The organism is Acinetobacter sp. YH12155 (assembly GCF_013418255.1).
Classification (GTDB): Bacteria; Pseudomonadota; Gammaproteobacteria; order Pseudomonadales; family Moraxellaceae; genus Acinetobacter; species Acinetobacter indicus.
The window spans coordinates 53,718-74,140 of sequence record NZ_VPCK01000010.1; the positions used below are offsets into that span (position 1 = coordinate 53,718).

Below are 20,423 nucleotides of genomic sequence, written 5' to 3' on the forward strand. Positions count from 1 at the left end.
AAAAAGGCCGGTGAACCAGCCTTTTTCTGTTTTGCTTATTCTACCGTCACCGATTTGGCCAGGTTACGTGGCTGATCCACATCGGTACCGCGCAGTACCGCAACATGATAGGACAGCAGCTGGACCGGAATGCTGTAGACAATTGGTGCCAGCACCGCACTGATTGATGGAATATGTACCACATGCTGACGCTCTTTGGTTTTAATGCCGCTGTGCTCATCGGCAAAGACAAACAGCTCGCCACCACGGGCCTGTACTTCTTCCATATTGGATTTCAGTTTATCCAGCATGTCATCTTTTGGTGCCAGAATCACCACCGGCATTTCATTATCGACCAGGGCTAGCGGACCATGTTTCAGCTCACCGGCGGCATAACCTTCGGCATGAATATAGGAAATTTCCTTCAGCTTCAGGGCACCTTCAAGCGCAATCGGGAACTGGGTGCCACGGCCGAGGAACAGGCAGTGGTTCTTTTCCACAAACAGTTCGGATAAGTGCAGAATCGCCGGGTTATGTTGCAGGGTATCCAGAATCACTTTTGGCGTATGCCATAATTCCGCGATAATCTCGGTAACGGTCTTGTCTGCAATGCTCTGTTTGACCTGACCAATCTTCAGAATCAGCAGCATCAGCGCAGCCAGCTGCGTGGTAAAGGCTTTGGTTGATGCCACGCCAATTTCCGGACCAGCTAGGGTTAACAGGCTGTGATGGGTTTCGCGCACCATTGACGAGGTGGCTACGTTACAAATTGCCATGGTGCAAATGTTCAGCGCTTTGGCCGCAGCACGTTTTTGGGTATCGCGCAGTGCAGCCAAGGTATCGGCCGTTTCACCTGACTGGGAAATACAGATGTACAGGGTATTGTTAACAATCACCGGCGTACGATAGCGGTATTCGCTGGCAATTTCGACCTGACACGGCACATCAATCAGCTGTTCAAACCAGTACTTGGCAATCATGCCAGCATGGTAGCTGGTACCGCAGGCAATAATCTGCACTTGCTGGATGCTGGCGAAGTCCTGCTCGGCCTGGGCCAGAAAGTCTTCACGCAGCGCATTGCCATTTAAGGCCTGAGAAATGGTTTGCTGAATCGCTTCTGGCTGCTCATAAATTTCTTTGAGCATGTAGTGCTTGTATTCACCTTTTGAAGCATTGCTGACCGTCGCATCCAGCTCTTTCACCGGACGGTTCACCAGCTGACCATCAACAAAAACTTCGATGGTTTCACGGGTTAAACGGGCAATATCACCTTCTTCCAGATAAATAAAGCGATTGGTGATTGGCAACAAGGCCAGCTGATCCGAGCTGATAAAGTTCTCGCCAATCCCGACGCCAATTACCAGTGGTGAACCTTCACGAACGGTAATCAGCTCATCCGGGTGGTCGGTATGGATAATACCGAGTGCATAGGCGCCTTTGAGCTGCGGCACCACCTGTTTCACCGCTTCCAGTAAACTTGGGGTGGATTTCAGGGCATCATTGACCAGATGTGCAACCACTTCGGTATCGGTTTGCGAGGTAAATACATAGCCAAGCGCTTCCAGATCATCTTTGAGTTCCTGGAAGTTTTCAATAATCCCGTTATGCACCACTGCCACATTGCCTGAAATATGCGGATGGGCATTATTTTCAGTTGGCTTGCCATGGGTCGCCCAGCGTGTGTGTGCGATCCCTAAAGAACCGGTTAATTCGGCTTCAATAACTGCCTGTTCCAGATTGGCTACTTTCCCGACACGACGTTCACGTAATACATGACCGCCATTGATTAGCGCCAGACCGGCGGAATCATAGCCACGGTATTCCAGACGCTTTAAGCCTTCAATCAGGATATTGCTAATATTACGTTCTGCAACGCCACCGACGATACCACACATAATCTTTTCCTCTTATTTTTTCAGTTTTTGGGGACGTTGATAATTATCTTTACTCAACTGTTTTGAGCGTTCAAAGGCCAGGCTATGGTCAGCCACATCACGGGTAATTACCGAGCCGGCACCCACCGTTGCGCCGTTGCCAATGGTTACTGGTGCCACCAGCGAGCTGTTTGAGCCAATGAAAGCCGCATCGCCAATGATGGTTTTGAATTTATTGGCGCCGTCATAGTTACAGGTAATGGTGCCTGCGCCAATATTGGAACCGGCGCCGACTTCTGCATCACCTAAATAGGTAAAGTGATTGGCTTTGGAGCCGACACCAATTTGGGTGTTTTTGACTTCAACAAAGTTGCCAATATGCACCTCATTGGCCAGCACTGCACCCGGACGCAAGCGGGCAAATGGACCAATCTGTACATCTTCACCGACAACAGCATTTTCAAAGACGCTATACGGCTGAACTTTGGTACCGGCCGCAATTTTGCTGTTTTTAATCACACAGCCTGCGCCAATTTCAACGCGATCACCGAGTTCGACTTCACCTTCAATAATCACATTGATGTCGATACGTACGTCTTGACCTACTTTGAGTGAACCACGTAAGTCGAAGCGACTTGGATCAATCAGATGTACACCTTGCTGCATTAACTGTTTGGCCTGGAAGCTTTGAAATTCACGTTCCAAGGCGGCCAGTTGCATCCGGTCATTGACACCTTCGACTTCAAAGGCACGTTCCGGCTGCAGCGAAGCCACCTGCATGCCATCGGCAATGGCCATGGCCACAATATCGGTCAGGTAGTATTCGCCCTGTGCATTGTTATTGGACAGCTTTGGTAACCATTGATGCAGTTTGGCATTGCTGACGCAGTAAATGCCGGTATTGATTTCCTGAATCTGGCGCTGTGCCTCAGAAGCATCTTTGTGTTCAACAATGGCCTGAATCTGGCCATTGTCACGTACAATACGGCCGTAACCGGTCGCATCTGGTAGGGTCAGCGTGACCAGACCAATACCGGTAGCCTGACTGGCCTCGACCAGTTGCTCTAAGGTGGCCTGGCTAATGCACGGCACATCACCGGATAGAATAATTGAAACACCATCCTGACCCAGTACCGGCAGCGCCATTTGGACCGCATGTCCGGTCCCGAGCTGCTCGGCCTGTTCCACCCATTGAACCGTTTCATGGGCAAAGGCCTGTTGTACCTGTTCGCCGCCATGGCCATAAATGGTAATAATATTATCTGCTTGTAATTGTTGTGCCGTTTCAATCACGTGACCCAGAAGTGGGCGTCCTGCAAGGGGTTGAAGCACTTTCGGAAGGCTGGAGCGCATACGCGTTCCTTTCCCTGCGGCAAGAATAATCACGGTGGTAGACATGTATAATCCTAGTTATTGCTAAACCAAAATAAAATAAAGATAAATTAAAATACAGATTGCTGCCCAGAGTCCGGCAATCAGATCATCCAGCATAATGCCAAAGCCGCCATCGACCTGACGGTCAATCACCCGGATGGGCCAGGGTTTCCAGACATCAAACAGCCGGAACAGGGCAAAGCCTGCAATGACCCATAGCGTATTCATCTGGCCAAAATAGATCAGCGGTAAAAAGGTAATCGACTGTCCGGCAAATTCATCCCAGACAATACGGCCATCATCATGGACGCCCATCACCCGCGCGGTTTGCCCGCAGATATAAATCCCGACCAGTGACATCAGCAAAATCACCACAACCGAATAGGCAAAACCAAGCCACAGCCACAGCGGAATAAACAGCAGCGCAAAGGCCGAGCCGAAGGTGCCGGGGGCTTTGGGTAACAGGCCTGATCCAAACCCGACCCCACAAAAGACAACCAGGCGGTCGGGCCAGCTCATCGCTTTAAAATGAATGGCAGGTTTAGGCAAAGTGTTGGTATCCCTGGAATTGGAGCGAATGATCTACGCCATTCTGCACAAAATGAAGTTCGGGTGCTGCATGAATTTGTCCAATCTTGGTAACGCGGACATTCAGCGGTTGTTGTAAAAGTTGTTCAAAATGCTGCGGGCTGATGCTAAAGCACAGTTCATAGTCATCGCCGCCAGCCAGCGCATATTGCCAGCGCTGTGTGTCAGGTAAATGACGCAGAGTATCGCTAAGCGGTAACAGATCCAGATCTAGGGTGGCGCCAACCTTTGAGGCTTTAAGAATATGTCCCAAGTCTTGGGCCAGACCATCTGAAACATCAATCATGCTCGAGGCCAGACCTTTGAGTTGCTGGCCCAGTTCGCAGCGCGGGGTTGGATAATCCAGACGCTGCTGCAGTGCATGACCTGGATGCTTCAGGCCAAAGGCGGCATCACCGACGGTGCCGCTGACACAGATATAGTCGCCCGGCTGGGCACCGGCGCGGGTAATCGCCTGACCGGTATCTATCCAGCCCAAGGCGGTCACGGATAAGGTTAAATGCGGACTTTGGGTGGTATCTCCACCAATTAAGCGCACCCCAAATTGATCGCAGCAATCATACAGACCTTGGCTAAAGGCTTTCAGCCAGTCGTGATCAATTTGGGGTAGGCTCAAGGCCAGTAGAATACTGTGCGGCGTGGCACCCATGGCAGCAATATCGGAGAGATTGACTGCAACAGATTTCCAGCCAATGGCATGTGGATCAGTCTCTAGTGGGAAGTGTCGTCCAGCAACCAGCGTGTCGGCGCAAATCACCAGCTGTTGCTGTGGGGGAGGAGTCAGCACGGCTGAGTCATCACCAACACCTAAGTCGACAGAACTGCCGTGCTGCCGATTGAAATAGGTGTCAATAATGGAAAACTCAGCCATCGCATCAATCTGTCAATTATTTAGATTGCTGTTTTTCTGCTGCACGTAATGAGCTGGCCAAACGGTCAAGAACACCGTTAATGTATTTATGGCTGTCTGCACCGCCAAAATGTTTTGCCAGCTCAATGGCTTCGTCTAAAACCACGCGATATGGAATTTCCAGATGTTCTTTCAATTCATAGGCGCCCAGACGAAGGGTTGCGAGTTCAACGCCGTCAAGGGCATCAATTTCGCGGTCAAGCACAGGGATTAAGAGCGCATCCAATGCTTCATGATTGGCAACCACTTGAGTCAACAATTCATGATAATAGCCGAGATCCACTTTGTGCATGGCATTTTCGACACGCGTGCGTGCTTCAATCTCGTGCACCGGATTGTGGCTCATCTGCCATTCATAAATTCCTTGTACAGCAAAACGACGTGCTTTACGTTTTGCTGCATAAGTTGCTTGAAGTGTTTGCGACATAGCGTTAAATAGCCTTTAACAAGTTAACCATTTCAATTGCAGTTAAAGCAGCTTCGCTACCTTTATTACCTGCTTTTGTACCCGAGCGTTCAATCGCTTGTTCGATACTATCCGTAGTCAATACACCGTTAATGACCGGTAAGCCAGTGTCCAGGCCAACCACGCCTAAACCTTTGGCACATTCGCCTGCAACAAAGTCGAAGTGAGGCGTGCTACCACGAATCACCGCGCCTAGTGCAATAATGGCATCGAAACGATCAGATGCTGCCAGTTTTTTCGCAACAACCGGAAGTTCCCACGCCCCTGGTGCATGAACAACAGTGATATTATCCTCTGATACACCATGACGTTTCAATGTGTCGATGGCACCTTCCAGCAAATGTTCCACCACAAAGCTATTAAAACGACCAACTAAAATCGCGTAACGGCCTTCGCTCGCGAGATGTAACATACCTTCAATACGGCGAACTGCCATAGCAAACCTCAATGATTTCTTAAGTTGTTTGTTGTGCGGTGACGTATTCCACCACTTCCAAGTTAAAGCCGGACAAGGCATTGAAACGTAATGGCGAGCTGAGCAGCTTCATTTTTTCAACACCTAAATCACGTAAAATCTGTGCACCTACCCCAATGGTCTGATACTGCTGAGACAGCGCCGCATTGGATTTACTTTTCTTCGGTGCATTTAAGCTGTCCAGTGCCGGACCTAAATCCTGCAGATGACGCTGGCCAATCCAGACCAATACGCCACGATCACTATTGGCAATTTCTTTTAAGGCACGGTCCAGATTCCAGGCCGGTTCACCATCCTGCTTGTTCAGTTTTAGCAGGTCACGGGTTGGGTTAAAACCATGCACGCGAACGGTGGTCACGCCATCTTTTGGCTCACCTTTGACCAGCGCCAGATGAATATCCGGGTTACCCAGTTCACGGTAACGATACAGGTCAAAGCTGCCATATTCGGTATCAATGCTTTGCTGATCTAGACGCTCAACGGTTTGTTCATTGGTCATGCGGTAATGGATCAGGTCGGCGATGGTGCCCATTTTCAGACCGTGTTTTTCTGCAAACACTTCTAGGTCGGCACGGCGCGCCATGGTGCCATCTTCTTTAATAATTTCACAAATCACCGAAGCAGGTTCTAGACCGGCTAAACGGGACAGGTCACAGCCGGCTTCAGTATGTCCGGCGCGGTGCAGCACACCACCTGGTTGTGCCATCAGCGGGAAAATATGACCCGGCTGGACAATATCGGCCGGTTTGGCATGAGCAGCAACCGCAGTACGAATGGTATGCGCACGTTCAGCCGCGGAAATTCCGGTGGTGATGCCTTCTGCGGCTTCAATCGACAGGGTAAAGTTGGTGCCATGCTGGGCGCCGTTGGCATCGACCATGAGTGGCAGGTTTAACTGCTGGCAACGCTCACGGCTTAGGGTCAGGCAGACCAGACCGCGGGCATGGGTGATCATAAAGTTGATGTCTTCCGGGCGAACATGCGTGGCAGCCATGACTAAATCGCCTTCATTTTCACGATCTTCATCATCCATCAGGATAACCATTTTTCCTGCACGGATATCTGCTACGAGCTCTTCAACTGTATTGAGCGGCATCAACCTTCACCTTCTTTTTGTCTCAACGGACATTTTCATGACATTAATTGTGGCATAGTCTAACGCTTTTTCGTAGGTTTTGCCTATGCTTATCCGTTTCCCGGTCTGCTTCATTGTTATACACAGTGGCTGCTGGCTTGAAAAGGGCCGGTGTCTGGAAAAAGCTTGAATTGTGCAGAATATTTAAGCAATTGATCTGTAAAAAAATATAAACAGCAAGCCGCAAAAACCAGGAATTTTTTTAAAAACGCTTTTATACATTTAGACTACGATTTAAATCAGCCAGATAAAACAGGAATGGCGAACAGGCTTGGGGTGAGGTTCAAAAATTTTAGAATAGGCAATAAAAAAGCCCCAATCTTTCGATCAGGGCTTTTTGAATTTGGAGCGGGAAACGAGACTCGAACTCGCGACCCCAACCTTGGCAAGAGTTACCGACATAAAATACACTAAATAACATAATTAGTATTTTAATAAACTCTATATATAACAGTTATATAGAGTTTTTATTTTGTGTGGTGTAATTTAAGGTAGGGTGGGGTACTTTGATTTTTGGTCACTAATTTATTGTGATAGTCAACAATAATAACCAACATACACATGCTTAATCTAAAGGTGTTTTACTGACTGGTATAATTTTATAATGAGAGGGGTGTTGCCTGGGGCTACGGTTTCTGTTTTGCCTTTTGGCGTAAGACGTACAAATATAAGCTTTCTACTTTTTCACGTGCCCATGGTGTGGTACGCAAGAATCGCAATGATGATTTAACACTTGGGTCTATGCAAAAACATCTAATTTCAATTTTACGACTTAAACCTTCAAAGCCACCGTAGTAATCCAATAATTCATCCAAAATGTCAGCAAGTTTTTTGCCGTGTAAAGGGTCATTGGAGGTGTTCATAATAGATCAATCGTATTTTGGGTGGCCATTATTATAACCTGGGCTAGTTGGAAAACTAGAGAGTTGGAATGTAAGTAATGATGGACTGAATAGCCACCAAAATTCTGGAGCACACCCAGCCATCGGGTGATGCATCATATTCATGCCTTGGCAGGGTGGCTTAACGGTCGAACTTCAGAACAGGAAATCCAGTATCATCCGGCACGGATCCTGATGCAGAATTTTACCGGTGTTCCTGCAGTGGTTGATCTTGCTGCAATGCGTGCAGCAATGGCCAAAGCCGGTGGTGATCCGGAAAAAATTAATCCGTTGTCACCAGTGGATTTAGTCATCGATCACTCGGTGATGGTCGATTACTTTGCTAGCTCGCAAGCTTTTGAGTAGAATGTCGCCATTGAGATGCAACGCAATGGCGAGCGCTACCAGCTTCTACGTTGGAGGCAGGCGGCGCTCAATCAGTTTCGCGTGGTGCCGCCAAGAACCGGAATTTGCCATCAGGTCAATCTGGAATATCTGGCACAAGTGGTCTGGAGCAATGAGGTCGATGGGCAGGGCTTTGCCTTTTCTGATACCTTATTCGGTACCGATTCACAATTTATTCATCATATTCTGAAAATATTTCTTCAATTTCATCCCACTGCGGCAATTTATGCTTTTTTTTATTCACTTCGAATTGTAAACCAACACCATCAAGCACACGTTCAAATATATCAAATGAACCTGTAAAATGGCCATTTTCCATCTCTGAAATTGTTGTTTTATTGACTTGAGTTTTTTCTGCAAGGCTTTTCTGTGTATAGCCTAACCCTTTTCTTGCCAAACGTATTTCTTTACCTATTTCACCTCGTGTAGCCATTTTTTCTCCCGAAATTTGTTAGCCATATAGCAAACTTTTAACTAATTATGGTTAATATTCGCTATATAGCAAACTTTTATAATGATTCTTGAATAGCTAAATTGAACTTATAAGATTCAATTTAGCCTCAAATTAGGTTAATAGAATCCATATATGTATGGTAGTTCTCAATAATGAGGCAGTTGTATACCTCTTGAGAAGAGAAACTTCTTATACCTTGAATTTGAATTATTAGACAAAATTATGACTTTTAATTTTCTGTGTAATGAAGCTTTATATATTCTTAATATTTACCCTGAAGCCGAAGTCCTTCGACTACGTTTAATACAGTAGCTAATCCCTGAGTAGTCTGAATCTGTTTTATCGGAATGCCTTTGGTTAGCTTATTTGGTGACTTCATAAAATGCTGCATCCATTTAGCCTCTCCACCTGTTAGAGCATCTAGTGATATCGCAATACGAATTAAAATAATTGCGAGTTCTCCTTGACTTGAATCGGGATCTAACTGAAGCGAATTTAAAGTTTCCACTGAATCTAAATTGATAACGATAGCAAGCTGGTCCAGTGTTAAACCAAGTTGTTTTGCAGATGATAAAACAGCTTTAGTTAATACCTTTTTTTGTTTTGCAATTTTTTCTGACGTTTTATGCATGACTGATCTCAGTTTCAGACGTTGCTGATACCTAGAGTTTATACTATTTGATTATCGTTTCTCAGACGTATTCATCCGTGTAGATACTTTCCATCCAACAATTGCTCGTGAGAACACATCAATAATAAAGGCGGTATAGACCCAGCCTGAATGAGTTTGAATATACGTAAAGTCACTCACCCACAGTTGGTCAGGATGATCAGCATTAAAATTACGTTTCACTAAATCATGGCTTTGTTGCATAAATATGTAAGCATCTGATTTACATAAATTTAATTTTGGATCAAAAAAATCAAAATTTTTAAAATCATATAGTTATGAAATCTTTGTGCAACAAAGCCAAGTGGAGATCGATCAAATGATTAAATTTTGAATATTTATGGTGGGGTATGTACTAGATTGGCATTGGGATTGCATGAAGTTAGCTTGCATTAATTTTTCATGGAATTTGAACATATGTTAAAACCTTTAGCTTTGTCTCTTGTTGTTGCATCAAGCTTTTCTTTTATTTCTGCACATGCGGCAACTGAAGATTTTAAAATTTTAAAACAGCTTGAAAGTCAACCAACCTTACTCAAAAGTGGGGAATATAAAGGGAATTATTATGTTCCAAGCACCTTGAATACAATCACTTGGGGCTATTTACCTAACAAAGATGCCAAACCTGTGTTGACCATTCCATCAGGCAGCACTATTACCTTTGATACAGTTTCGCATGAAGGCTTGCTTGAAGACCAAGGGCGTGATGCTGAAAAGTATTTCACTTCTAAAGGTGTGAAACCTCAGCATATTTTGCCTGAAGCGAAACTGATTACAGGTTCTAAGTTAGAGCACGATTTCCATAAAGATGGTCCACATATTATTACCGGACCTGTCTATGTCAAAGATGCAATGCCAGGTGATATTTTAAAAGTCGAGATTTTAAAAGTTGAGCCACGTGTGCCCTATGGTGTGATTTCAAACCGTCATGGTAAAGGCACATTGCCTGAGTTTCCTAAGCGTCAAAAGCATGATCATGCATCGCCTGCAAACCCAGAAGCCTATGGCAATGTTTCCATCTTTACTCCAATTGAAAAGAATAAAGAGGGTATTTGGGAAGGCGTTTTAAAAACCGAGTCAGGCAAAGCAATTCGTTTCCCATTGAATCCATTTATGGGCACGATGGGCGTTGCACCAAATACGAGCGCCCCTGTGCATTCTGTGCCACCATCGTTCTATGGCGGTAACATTGATATTAATGATTTAACCGCAGGTGCAACGGCTTACTATCCAGTTCAAGTACCGGGTGCGTTGTTCTATACGGGTGATAGTCATTTTGTTCAAGGTGATGGTGAGGTTGCATTGACCGCACTTGAAGGTTCTGCACGTGCGACCTTTAAAATTACGGTATTAAAAGCGGGGAGTGACAAAATACCAGGTAAGTCATTAAAGCAGCCTTTGGGTGAAAATGATGAATTTTGGATTACGCCGGGTTTAGATGAAGACCTTGATGAAGCGATGCGTAAGTCGACTCGTGAAGCAGTACGTTTTCTTGTAGATGAATACGGGATTTCAGAAGAAATTGCGTATGCGTACTTAAGTGCTGCAACGGATTTTGAGGTGTCTCAAGTGGTCGATAAAACCAAAGGAATTCACGCGATGATTCGTAAAGCAGATTTTAAGGAGTTTAAGAAAGAAGAAAAATAAATAAAACTTAGAAAAAAAATAGGTTTGTGCTTTTGCCAACTAATTTAGACATTGTTAGTTGGCTTTTTCTTTTGTAATGCTTTGAAAGGGCTTTGTTGCACGAAGATTTCATAACTATATGATTTTAAAAGTTTTGATTATTTTTTAATCCAAAATTAAATTTATTTAAATCAGTTGCTTACATATTTATGAAACAAAGCCTTGCTGAAGTAAAGACTTATTCATTGTAGATAAATTTATTGCTTTTAGGTCCTGTAAGAAACATATTAGTTTCTTTTTTTTTGAAAAGCAATTTATGACTTTATCATTTCGATCTGTAAAAGCCCTTGCTACGTAGTGATCTGAAATCACTCTGAAAATACAGTTAAAATACGCGGTTCAATTTACCTTAATCTCCTTACGGAATTGGCAGCCAGATCTGAATTGTTGGCAACTCTCTAGCAAAATTTCCTCGCAGCCCTGCATTTAGCTGCCTAGTGCAATCCGAGGGATGAACCCGTCTTTACAGATACGCTGGCTTTAGATATGTCGACGGTAGAAGCCAGTCTGGCAGGTCCGAAACGTCCGCAGGATCGTGTGCTATTGTCGCAAGTGCCGAATACCTTTGATGCTTTGATGGATCTGATCTTGAAACCGGTCAAAGAAGAAAAAGAGCGTCTGGAAAATGAAGGAGGGGAGGTGCGGCTGTTGAAGCAAAACACGCCAACCTGTCACATGAAAATGTTTTTTGTATGATTGAGGGTAAAAAATATCCGTTGCAGCATGGTGATGTGGTGATTTCAGCGATTACCTCCTTTCAATTCTAGGTTTGTCAGATGATATTCATCCGCATCAAATACTGGATGTAGAAGTACAACATATCGATGGTACATTTAACCGTTTTCAAGTGTTGTGTCGTATTGATACCTTGAATGAGGTGGAATACTTTAAGGTCTGTGGGATCTTGCACTATGTCCTGCGTAATTTGCTCACTTCCTAAATTAAATGATGAAAGCCCGATACCTACCACAATGCTGGTCAGGTAAGGAATGAGCCCAGAAGCATTTGAGGCAGCTTCAAAATGAGGCTGTCTCGTGTCTAGGATACTTGGAGCAGTCCAGTCGGCGATTTAATCAGTTTCAATAAGTTCCTCTTGGTGGAATACAGTTGTAGGCTTATGTACGGTATCAGGTGACATGTAATCTAATCCATTAAGCTGAATAGGTAGTGGGCGACCAATACATGCTAGATGTAAGCAAAATTTAAATGCAGCAAGAGCATGACCATCTTTTACTGAGTAGAGTTGTAGACGAGGAAACTCTTCTAGAGTCGATGGATGTTTATCTGTTGATGCTTTTGCTAATTTGAAAAGTTGAGGCTGTTGTTTAGCATCTAACTTTGTTTGCAAATCTTGTCCAAGTAAGTGCCAAAATTTGGCAGGAAATAAAGCCTTAACTTGGGAGTAAAAATGTTCGAGTTGATCGATATTCTTCCAGCGATAATGGATACCGGTATGTGATGCGGTCACTCGATTTAAAAATACATTCAGGACGTATGCAATTTGTATTGGATTTTTACGAGCTATTTTCTGTAGATGTTCAAAAAAATAAGTCACTGCATGAAGCTCTTCAGCGCTATCAAGCATTGCTGGTTTTAAGTGGGTTGAGCTATCAATACTAAATAAACGCGGATTCCCTTTTTTTGATTTAATGTTTGCTAAATTTAGGGCATTTTCATACCAATAATTGACGAGTTCTTCTGGTAAGCACATACGTTGAGCTGCACTTTTAGGATCGTTAGTGGTCTCCAATATATTGAGCGTTTCATAGAAGCGTTGAAGTGAAATTTTAGAATCTTCTGTTCCAACAAAGAAAGCAAAAAAATCATGGGATTGATCTATTTGTAATGACAGTTCATCTAAAATATCAGTAGCATTACTTTGAAGCCATTTTGTTTGATCGTTCAATAATATAGTTGCTAGAACGGCCTGGTTTTTTTCAAAATTAAAGTCTTTTTCATCATTTGTTATTTTCAAATTTTTAAACGTTGCATTGTGGCCCATAATTTTTTTAGCCAATTCATTAGGCATATCTGGATGATGTTTTAGTAGTTTTTGACCAGCTATGAGATAACTTAAATGAATATAGCTTTTGAATGTTTCAACTGGCTCTATATGTCCTAAGAGATGTGCAATAACAAACCAATGGTTTTGTCCATGTTGATTTTGAAGTAGCTCAGCTCGAATTTTTTGATATTCGTTTTCGCTATAGTCAGTTAGCTTTTGCACTAGTGGTGCATATTCACAGTTCAGTAAAAGCGATAAATGATTCGCTGCAGTGTGACGAAAAGAGTGAAAGGAGTAATGATGCCCTTTAAAGATCTGATTTAATATCAGTTTTAGGGGTACGGTGACAGTGTGTTTATTCAGTTTTTTATTTTCATTCAAGTTGCTGAATAAATATAAACTTTTCTTATTTTCTAAGCGTTTTTCAACAACAAAATCGCTAAAGAATTGGTACTCATCATCTTTTAGCAAAGCGTATGCAGGCACAATCCGTTCCGCACTATCCGTTTTGAGCAGATGTTGATTCCCTTGTTTTTTTGAACCATAAGGTTGAACCCAGATAGAAAATTGATTTAAACCCTCGATATCTTTTACACGTAACCCGAGTATTTCGTTAATACGCATACCAGTACGGTAAGCCAAAATATAAATAATTTTTAATAATTTATAGTGATGGTCTGAGATGGATTGGTCATGTAAGAGCTGATTTAACTTCTTTAATATGACCTGGAAGGCTGTATGACCAATGATGCGTGCACGAGGTCTACTTTGCGATGCAATAAATTCAAGTTCGAAATCTTCTGCTTGAAAAACAATTTGTTGAAAGGTGTGAAAGCGTTTCAACATCCGGATTGTTTGGTCTTTAGATTTTTTAAACTCAGGTCGATCTGCTTCATCAGCAAGTCGTGTATTGCTAATGATTTGTTGATAGATTTTGTTCAGCAGATCATTAATGTCATCGTCGGCATCGAAGTATTGTAAGGCATGAGTTAAAAACGGTTCTGCGATCCGGGTGTAATATGTATAGATTGAACTATCTGCGAGTTTTTGATTATCTTGAAATACCTTCGTGTACTGAGTTGTATCAAAATCAAAGGTGGCTGATAATTTTTTTATTTGCTCTGAACTTGGTAGATAGAGACTGATGAGCCACAAAATAATACGTTTAGAAAACTCATTAAACTGCTCTTGGTGACGCAGGCAAAAATCAATAATGAGTTCAGCAATAGGTTGGTCCGTTGATGATGTGCGAATTATTTTCAGCAAGTTTTTATGAATAAATATCACATTCTCTACTGCTTCAGACGTATTGAGATCTGGTAGGACTTTGGCTGTAGAAGAGACATTTCGTTCGATTTCATCACTTAATTGAGTTTTAAATTTTGGGAATGCAAAGTTTTCAAACTCATGTTCTGATAAACCACACGTGAGTGTGTTTTCTAACAAACATTGTGAAAGGGCAGGATCAACATCTGCATTCTGCAGTTGTAGCCAATTAAAATTGGCGTAGTCACGTAAAAACTTAAAAGTCTTTTTGGTGTATGGATGTTTTATTTTTTGAAAAATGAGGTGCAGATACGCATTCACGTCTAGACTGATGTCACGAATTTGTCTTGTATTGAAGTGAATGAGCCAGAGTCGTGTGAGTTGATCTGGAACAAAATTACGTGATTTTCGTATTGTTTTTTCATCAACAAATAGATCGCCATAGCTTCGAGAAAGTGGCTCTAAAAAGATGATATTAAAATCGCAAATTTTTTGGATTTTTTCAGGGTTTTTTAAATGTTCGAGCAAAGCATTTAATGAAGCTGTTTGATTTAATCCACCGTATAACATTGAGCAAAGCAGAATATTCCCAATAATTTCATCATCAGAAAAAGCGGAACTATCTTGAGCAAGAATCCAGTAATCCCACAGTTTTTCGAGGATGATGTCAATTTCATGACCGGCTTGGATCCAATCTAGGGTGAAAATTGGTTCATCGCGTTTCATCTCAAAGGTAAGATAAGGTAGTGGGAGGTCTAGGTTATTACTTTTATTGAGGTCTTTGATATATGTTCGGAAGAATTCATGAGCATATTTTTTCCAGGCAAGATTCGGTGCTTTATGTTTAATAAACTCATAAATTGCAGGATAAGCTTGAATTAAGTCTTCATTTGAGAATTTTTGTTCATCAAAGTATTGTCGGAGCTCTTGTTCTGCATTAGCTCGTATGTCCTTTTTAGGCTCATCTCGTTTGAATTGACGTCTGTCTTCAGCATAGCGTTTTTCTGAGATTTTTTTATTGCGTGATGACATGATCTTCAACACCTGTAATTTTAAAATATGTTTTCATTTGCTCTAAAACATCTGCAATTTTAGAAAATTGTGAGAGCGATAAACTGGAAAATGGATGTGCTGCTTCTTGTTGCATGAGCTCATGCCCAAATAGAGCTAAAATTTCAGGTTCAGAAAATTTATGAGTCAAAAATGCACGAGCTGTGTGGCGATGCCAATTTTCATGAGCAAGTCCTAATTCAGGATGGAAATTTTTGACTGTAGAATGACTTAGTGGTTTCCACTCATCATCTTGGATGATTCCCAAAAGGGGCAGCTTACTTGCTTCTATTTGTTGTATAGCATCACTTAAAGCTGGATGACTCATCATGATTTGAATCGAAAAATATTCTAAAAATTTAAGGAATTTTTTTATCTCTTCAACTAAAAATGAACAAAGTGGGATTAAACGTCCGAATCCATTGCGACCGCCTGCTTCTTTGTCAGAAACCATCAAAATTTGGCGTTTTAAATTAAAGCTTTTAAGAAATCCAGGGAATTCAGCAACGGGGCGTGCTGCTGTAAAAAGAAGCAGGATATGCCACATCCAGATGTTGTAGTGGTTGTATATAGCAATCAGATCGTCTTCAGCTTGTGAAAAAATATTAAACTTCAATACAGCAAAAATCTCTGTAATGATCTGTGGTTTTGGAGCTTTACGACTACCAAAATGAATTATTGAATCAGGGGGCGAAGGTACACAACTTTCATATGTGCTTGCTATATCTGCACAAAGTGATTTTAGAATATCAACATATTGTGCATGTAATCGTGGAATATTCTGATGACAATAAGAAATAGATGATGACTGATTGGCATCAATCCCTGTGATTAAATCTGCGAGTTGTTTATTCCCTGTTTTTGCAAGAACCGTATGATGCAGTAGAGAACTCACCTTTACGACAGACAGTTTTGGAATCAATAATTCTTGTCTTAATTTGCGTAAATATTGCTGTATATCATCGAAACTAACCGAATCCATTTTGCGGAGATCCTCAATGAATAGATTCGGGATTGGAATGTCTAAATAGATCGTCTGATTAAGCAAGCTGTCTGAATACTCAAAATCTCGGTTTTCAAATACATTAAATTTACTGTTTAAGAAGAATTGATCATTTTTATTGATCATTTTTTGGCGGTTATTTAAGTTTTTAGCTCGCTTGCTTTGTATATATAGCCACTCATTCACACTATTACCGGTCAAAAATGCGAGCATTAGAATCAAAGCACTTTTATTTTGATGTTCAGAGTAGTCCACATGAAGTCTTTTCAGTAGATGGTTCACGCTAGATGGATTCGGAAAAAAACTACTCGACGTGAGTAAATGTTCTTTGCGTTGAATATGTTTTGCAACAAGCGGTAGAACATAGCTTTGACTCGTTTCTGAATGTGCTGCGAGTGGTGTGACGTCAGTTGGATTGACAACAATTTGCCGATTAATCGGCTCATCAATTAAGGTTTCTATATTCAGTGCTTTAGATTTAGCCCCTTTTTTGATTTCGATACTTTCTTCAATGAATTGTTCTTCATCAAGAAACTGATGTTGAAGTTGTGTATCGATACTTGCACGTGCAATCTTCGCTTTGTTTTTTAAAACGTAGTTAAAAGTAATGCGAATATCATTGAGTAGATTGCGATCAAACTCCGGCAATTCATCCGTATCTAATGTGATCAGATGTTGAATAAATTGTTCTAAGCTCTGTGTTGGATCTTGAAGATAGGTACTCCAGAGACGTTGATACTCTTCTGTATTTTGATATTTTTTTTCAGTATCTAAATTTTTATTTGCAGTCCTAAAGCGCTGGAATAAGCGCTTTACGGTATTGAAGTGTTCTGTGTGTGCTTGTTTAAAAAGCTCTGGTTTAAGCTCAGGAAGAGCAATTAAATAAATTGCCGCTTTTAAAACTAGAATATTCCAATGTTGCGCATGAGTTTTTGACTCAGATAATTGCGCAATTGAATTGATGTATGACGTAATGGGTAAATCACTAATCTTAACCTTTTTCGTGAAAGCGATTACCAGAGGTGTCGGCAGCTGTGAATCAAACTCTACATCGATATCAAAGTAATCGAGATTAAGACCAACCAAAAAATTGTCAGTCTGTTGAGAAGACAATAGTTTAACTACAAAGTTGATATGTTGCGTACGTTCAAATTGCTCATCACCAAACAGTTTTTCTAGTGTTTTTTGCAGTGAAATAACTGGCAAATCAATATGCTCGTTTAGATCGTTCCACACTATGATCTCCAAATTTTTTCTGTACTTAGGCAACTATCAGAGTGATCAATGAGTTCTTTTACACATCTGCTGTTGAGTGATAATTCATTAAAAATATGTGTGCGCTGTTGATTAATATTTTTAATCCGCTGATTCAGTTGATTTCGAGAACATGCAAGTAGTTGTGCTAGCAGTTCCAGACTCATTTGATGATGTGGTTTTAAAGATGATCCTTTGTTAAGAGTTAATAGTGTTTGACGTGAAAGATGTGTATTAATCAAGTGCAATGTTTTTCGTGGGTTCAAAGTCTTAATGTCAAATTTTGTAGATTTGATGAATTGAATAAATTCACGACTGCATAACTCCATCAGAAATGCTAACTCATCATCTGAAAAAGATTGTTGATTGTGAATAATTAAAGTGACTTCATTAATATCTTGCTTTAAATAGCTAAGATATAAGTGAATATTATTGAAAATGGAGTAGCCATCAAATTCTGAAGTTTTCCACACATGGAGTTCTTTTATGCGATTAGAAATATCTAAATCTGCAGTGAGATTTTTAAACATATTTAAGTAGCATAAGTTGAAACCATACGCTTGTGGATGAATGGTGATTCTGCTTTTTTTGAAATTTTTTAGAGTACTTATCTGTGTTGCTGGAAACTTCAAAAGTAGTTCAGATGTCAGATCCATGTGTGCTATTGAATAAAAATAATACAGCAATATTCACGTATATTTAGAGTTTTTGAATATGGCAGGAGGTATCATTTTTTCCTTGTTTTTAAAGTTTATTTATTATTGAAAGTTTCAAATTTTCCTCCTCGATTAGATACTCACTATTAGTTAGCTATATTTGTGAGTGGCTTTGTTGCACAAAGATTTCATAACCATATGATTTTAAAAGTTTTGATTGTTTTTGATCCAAAATTAAATTTATTTAAATCAGATGCTTACATATTTATGCAACAAAGCCAATGAAAGCTGTTATTTTGTAGGATCAAATGACCGCATTCCGTATTTTCTTTCATGTCAGAAACCCAACTCAGTCTCAGTGAATACCTGACCACCGTACAGGAAGTCATCCAGCTGACTTTCGATGAAGCGGTATGGGTCAAAGCCGAGATCCGTAATCTCAGCATCAAAGGCGGGCATTACTATCTGGAACTGGCAGAGAAAGATGAAGACAGCCATAAAGTGATTGCCAGCTGTAAAGGCACCCTGTGGAAATTCACCGCACAAAAAATCGTGTTAAGGTTTGAACGGGAAAGCGGCATTGAACTGTCCAGAGACTTGAATGTCCTGATCAAGGTCAAAGCCAAATTTGATCCGCAATATGGTTTCTCCGTCAATATTGAAGATATCGACTCCAGCTTCACCTTAGGTGACATTGCCAAACGCTATCAGCAGATCCTGCAGCGCCTGACCCAGGAAGGCCTGCTCAATAACAACAAACAGCTACCGGCACCTTTTGATTTGCAGAACGTACTGGTCATCGCCCCGGAAAATGCCGCCGGGCTGGGAGACTTTAAAAAAGATGCCGATGCCCTGGCTCAGGCGGGTGTCTGCCACTTCGTTTATCATTCAGCCACCTTCCAGGGCAATACTGCCCCAACCAGCATCATGCAGGCTCTGGCCAGTGCACTCAGGCAGTGGGCTCAAGATTACCAGACCGCTCCCGACCTAATTGTGATCATCCGTGGGGGTGGAGCAGTGAATGATCTGGCGTACCTGAACGACTATGATCTGGCTGCACTGTTGTGTAAAAGAACAGTGCCGATCTGGGTGGGCATTGGCCACGAGAAAGACCGCACCATTCTGGATGAAATCGCGCATCGCTCCTTTGATACCCCAAGTAAAGTCATCGCCGGGATCCGTAACCTGATTGTCGAACGGGTCAATGAAGCCAGTACTGCGCTGCAAACCATCAAACTGCTGTCCCAGCATCAGCTGACCGCCTATCAAAGCCAGAATGACCAGTATCTGAAAACCATCCAAACCCTGGCACAAAGCCAGCTCAATGATGCGCAGCGTAGCGTTGATCTGCTGAAAAGCGATACCCAGTATTTTGCCCAGCAACAGCTGCGGCAGGCTGTACAGCAGACCGAATCCCTGATGCGGGAAACCTTGCTACAGAACCCACGAAACGTGATGGCTAAAGGCTATGCGATTGTCCGCAGTCAGGGCAAAGCCATCCGCTCAGTGCAACAAATCACTGGCCAGCAACTCCAGATCGAACTCCAGGATGGCATGATTGATGCCACCGTGACACAGGTAAATACACATGAACAATGAAGAACTCAGTTTCAAACAGGGCTACGAGATTCTGAAGAAGAATGCCGAACTGCTGGAATCGCAGGAAGAACCGGATATTGATAACCTGATGGCGATCGTTGAAGAATCCATGACCGCCTACAAAGCCTGCAAATCAAGGATTGAGGCGGTTCAGCAGGCGCTCAATGACACCTTTAAGGAATAGAAAAAAAGCCTAAGGACCATAAAAACGCTTTGTCTGTTCAGTACGTATTCCTGTACTTAACTGTATAAAACCATGTGTTAGGTACAAAAATATGGACTTAACGATAACGATCAAACCGGATCTGAGCACTCGACCGATTGAACAGGAGAATACCGTCCGTTACTGCAATCCATGCCGGTCTACCTATCAGTGTTTTGAATCTCGTGAAAAACCCCGTGTTCATCTACCTGCATGTGTGGAATCGGGGTATGGGTCAGTTCTGCGATCGCAATCAGGTTTGCGGACATTTGCTTGCCCAATAACGCTCTAGCTTCCGTTACTTTGTCAGAAACTTCACTGGCTTGAGCTGATTCTTCTACAGGGATTTCGTCCTTTGTTGTTTTAGCCATGCGATTTAAGCCTCCTGAGTTGCTTGCAATATGATGAGCTCAATGTTTTACCATAGCGATATGAGTATCTTCCCAGCAGCGATCCGTCCGCAATAGGGGGGCTGGATAGATGTCCGGTTG

18 protein-coding genes and 3 pseudogenes are annotated in these 20,423 nt (G+C 42.2%); 6 read left to right on the forward strand and 15 right to left on the reverse strand.

Features of this window, described 5'->3' with window-relative positions; all coding sequences use genetic code 11:
- Positions 1-35: 35 nt before the first annotated feature.
- From glmS to FTU86_RS08740, 8 genes are all read right to left on the reverse strand, one after another.
- Positions 36-1,874: a glutamine--fructose-6-phosphate transaminase (isomerizing) gene (glmS, locus tag FTU86_RS08705; protein ID WP_075167635.1), complete on the reverse strand. Its 1,839-nt coding sequence runs from the start codon at positions 1,872-1,874 to the stop codon at positions 36-38.
- Positions 1,875-1,886: 12 nt separating this feature from the next.
- A complete protein-coding gene (gene glmU, locus FTU86_RS08710; protein ID WP_180048482.1) occupies positions 1,887-3,251 on the reverse strand; it encodes a bifunctional UDP-N-acetylglucosamine diphosphorylase/glucosamine-1-phosphate N-acetyltransferase GlmU in 1,365 nt (454 codons plus the stop codon).
- An 18-nt stretch (positions 3,252-3,269) separates the two neighbouring features.
- Positions 3,270-3,746, reverse strand: a complete 477-nt coding sequence (locus FTU86_RS08715; RefSeq protein WP_168395641.1) for a phosphatidylglycerophosphatase A — start codon at positions 3,744-3,746, stop codon at positions 3,270-3,272.
- Positions 3,747-3,768: 22 nt separating this feature from the next.
- Entirely contained in the window at positions 3,769-4,686 is a 918-nt protein-coding gene (thiL, locus tag FTU86_RS08720) for a thiamine-phosphate kinase (RefSeq protein WP_005181332.1), read from the reverse strand.
- Between the two features lie 16 nt (positions 4,687-4,702).
- Complete coding sequence (gene nusB / locus FTU86_RS08725) at positions 4,703-5,152, reverse strand: transcription antitermination factor NusB (RefSeq protein ID WP_005181335.1); 450 nt, start codon at positions 5,150-5,152, stop codon at positions 4,703-4,705.
- Positions 5,153-5,156: 4 nt separating this feature from the next.
- Entirely contained in the window at positions 5,157-5,627 is a 471-nt protein-coding gene (gene ribE / locus FTU86_RS08730; protein WP_005181338.1) for a 6,7-dimethyl-8-ribityllumazine synthase, read from the reverse strand.
- A gap of 19 nt (positions 5,628-5,646) precedes the next feature.
- A complete protein-coding gene (ribBA, locus tag FTU86_RS08735; protein WP_016658863.1) occupies positions 5,647-6,762 on the reverse strand; it encodes a bifunctional 3,4-dihydroxy-2-butanone-4-phosphate synthase/GTP cyclohydrolase II in 1,116 nt (371 codons plus the stop codon).
- Between the two features lie 665 nt (positions 6,763-7,427).
- Positions 7,428-7,664, reverse strand: a complete 237-nt coding sequence (locus tag FTU86_RS08740) for a VF530 family DNA-binding protein (RefSeq protein WP_002058193.1) — start codon at positions 7,662-7,664, stop codon at positions 7,428-7,430.
- Between the two features lie 135 nt (positions 7,665-7,799).
- Here FTU86_RS08740 and FTU86_RS13850 point away from each other — a divergent pair.
- Positions 7,800-8,255: pseudogene (locus tag FTU86_RS13850) on the forward strand (aconitase family protein); the annotation flags it as partial.
- A gap of 4 nt (positions 8,256-8,259) precedes the next feature.
- Here the strand turns inward: FTU86_RS13850 and FTU86_RS13855 are convergent.
- From FTU86_RS13855 to FTU86_RS08755, 3 genes and pseudogenes are all read right to left on the reverse strand, one after another.
- On the reverse strand, positions 8,260-8,520 hold the full coding sequence (locus FTU86_RS13855) for a helix-turn-helix domain-containing protein (protein WP_004647603.1): 261 nt from the start codon (positions 8,518-8,520) through the stop codon (positions 8,260-8,262).
- 283 nt (positions 8,521-8,803) lie between these two features.
- Entirely contained in the window at positions 8,804-9,172 is a 369-nt protein-coding gene (locus FTU86_RS08750; RefSeq protein ID WP_005233302.1) for an MbcA/ParS/Xre antitoxin family protein, read from the reverse strand.
- A 66-nt stretch (positions 9,173-9,238) separates the two neighbouring features.
- A pseudogene (locus FTU86_RS08755) lies at positions 9,239-9,412 on the reverse strand (DDE-type integrase/transposase/recombinase); the annotation flags it as partial.
- Between the two features lie 216 nt (positions 9,413-9,628).
- Here FTU86_RS08755 and FTU86_RS08760 point away from each other — a divergent pair.
- From FTU86_RS08760 to FTU86_RS08770, 3 genes and pseudogenes are all read left to right on the forward strand, one after another.
- A complete protein-coding gene (locus FTU86_RS08760) occupies positions 9,629-10,858 on the forward strand; it encodes an acetamidase/formamidase family protein (protein ID WP_160241758.1) in 1,230 nt (409 codons plus the stop codon).
- Positions 10,859-11,338: 480 nt separating this feature from the next.
- A pseudogene (locus tag FTU86_RS08765) lies at positions 11,339-11,652 on the forward strand (aconitase family protein); the annotation flags it as partial.
- A gap of 14 nt (positions 11,653-11,666) precedes the next feature.
- Positions 11,667-11,837 carry a hypothetical protein gene (locus FTU86_RS08770; RefSeq protein WP_160241757.1) on the forward strand — a complete coding sequence of 57 codons (171 nt, stop codon included), beginning with the start codon at positions 11,667-11,669 and terminating at the stop codon, positions 11,835-11,837.
- A gap of 129 nt (positions 11,838-11,966) precedes the next feature.
- Here the strand turns inward: FTU86_RS08770 and FTU86_RS08775 are convergent, their stop codons facing one another.
- The 3 genes from FTU86_RS08775 to FTU86_RS08785 are packed head-to-tail and all read right to left on the reverse strand — an operon-like array spanning position 11,967 to position 18,131.
- Positions 11,967-15,200: a site-specific integrase gene (locus FTU86_RS08775; protein WP_168383601.1), complete on the reverse strand. Its 3,234-nt coding sequence runs from the start codon at positions 15,198-15,200 to the stop codon at positions 11,967-11,969.
- Positions 15,184-17,457 carry a hypothetical protein gene (locus tag FTU86_RS08780; protein ID WP_160241756.1) on the reverse strand — a complete coding sequence of 758 codons (2,274 nt, stop codon included), beginning with the start codon at positions 17,455-17,457 and terminating at the stop codon, positions 15,184-15,186. Before FTU86_RS08780 ends, FTU86_RS08775 begins: the two co-directional genes overlap by 17 nt.
- Entirely contained in the window at positions 17,457-18,131 is a 675-nt protein-coding gene (locus FTU86_RS08785) for a hypothetical protein (protein ID WP_160241755.1), read from the reverse strand. The genes FTU86_RS08780 and FTU86_RS08785 overlap by 1 nt, the downstream gene beginning before the upstream one ends.
- Positions 18,132-18,464: 333 nt before the next feature.
- Between FTU86_RS08785 and xseA the strand changes: the two genes are divergently transcribed.
- Together xseA and xseB are read left to right on the forward strand one after the other, a co-directional pair.
- Entirely contained in the window at positions 18,465-19,730 is a 1,266-nt protein-coding gene (gene xseA / locus FTU86_RS08790) for an exodeoxyribonuclease VII large subunit (protein ID WP_016658934.1), read from the forward strand.
- Positions 19,720-19,914 (forward strand): exodeoxyribonuclease VII small subunit, encoded by a 195-nt coding sequence (gene xseB, locus FTU86_RS08795; RefSeq protein ID WP_005180690.1) that lies wholly within the window; start codon positions 19,720-19,722, stop codon positions 19,912-19,914. Before xseA ends, xseB begins: the two co-directional genes overlap by 11 nt.
- Positions 19,915-20,093: 179 nt before the next feature.
- On the opposite strand, the gene FTU86_RS08800 is transcribed toward xseB, so the two are convergent.
- Entirely contained in the window at positions 20,094-20,303 is a 210-nt protein-coding gene (locus FTU86_RS08800) for a hypothetical protein (protein ID WP_016658935.1), read from the reverse strand.
- Between the last annotated feature and the right edge of the window lie 120 nt (positions 20,304-20,423).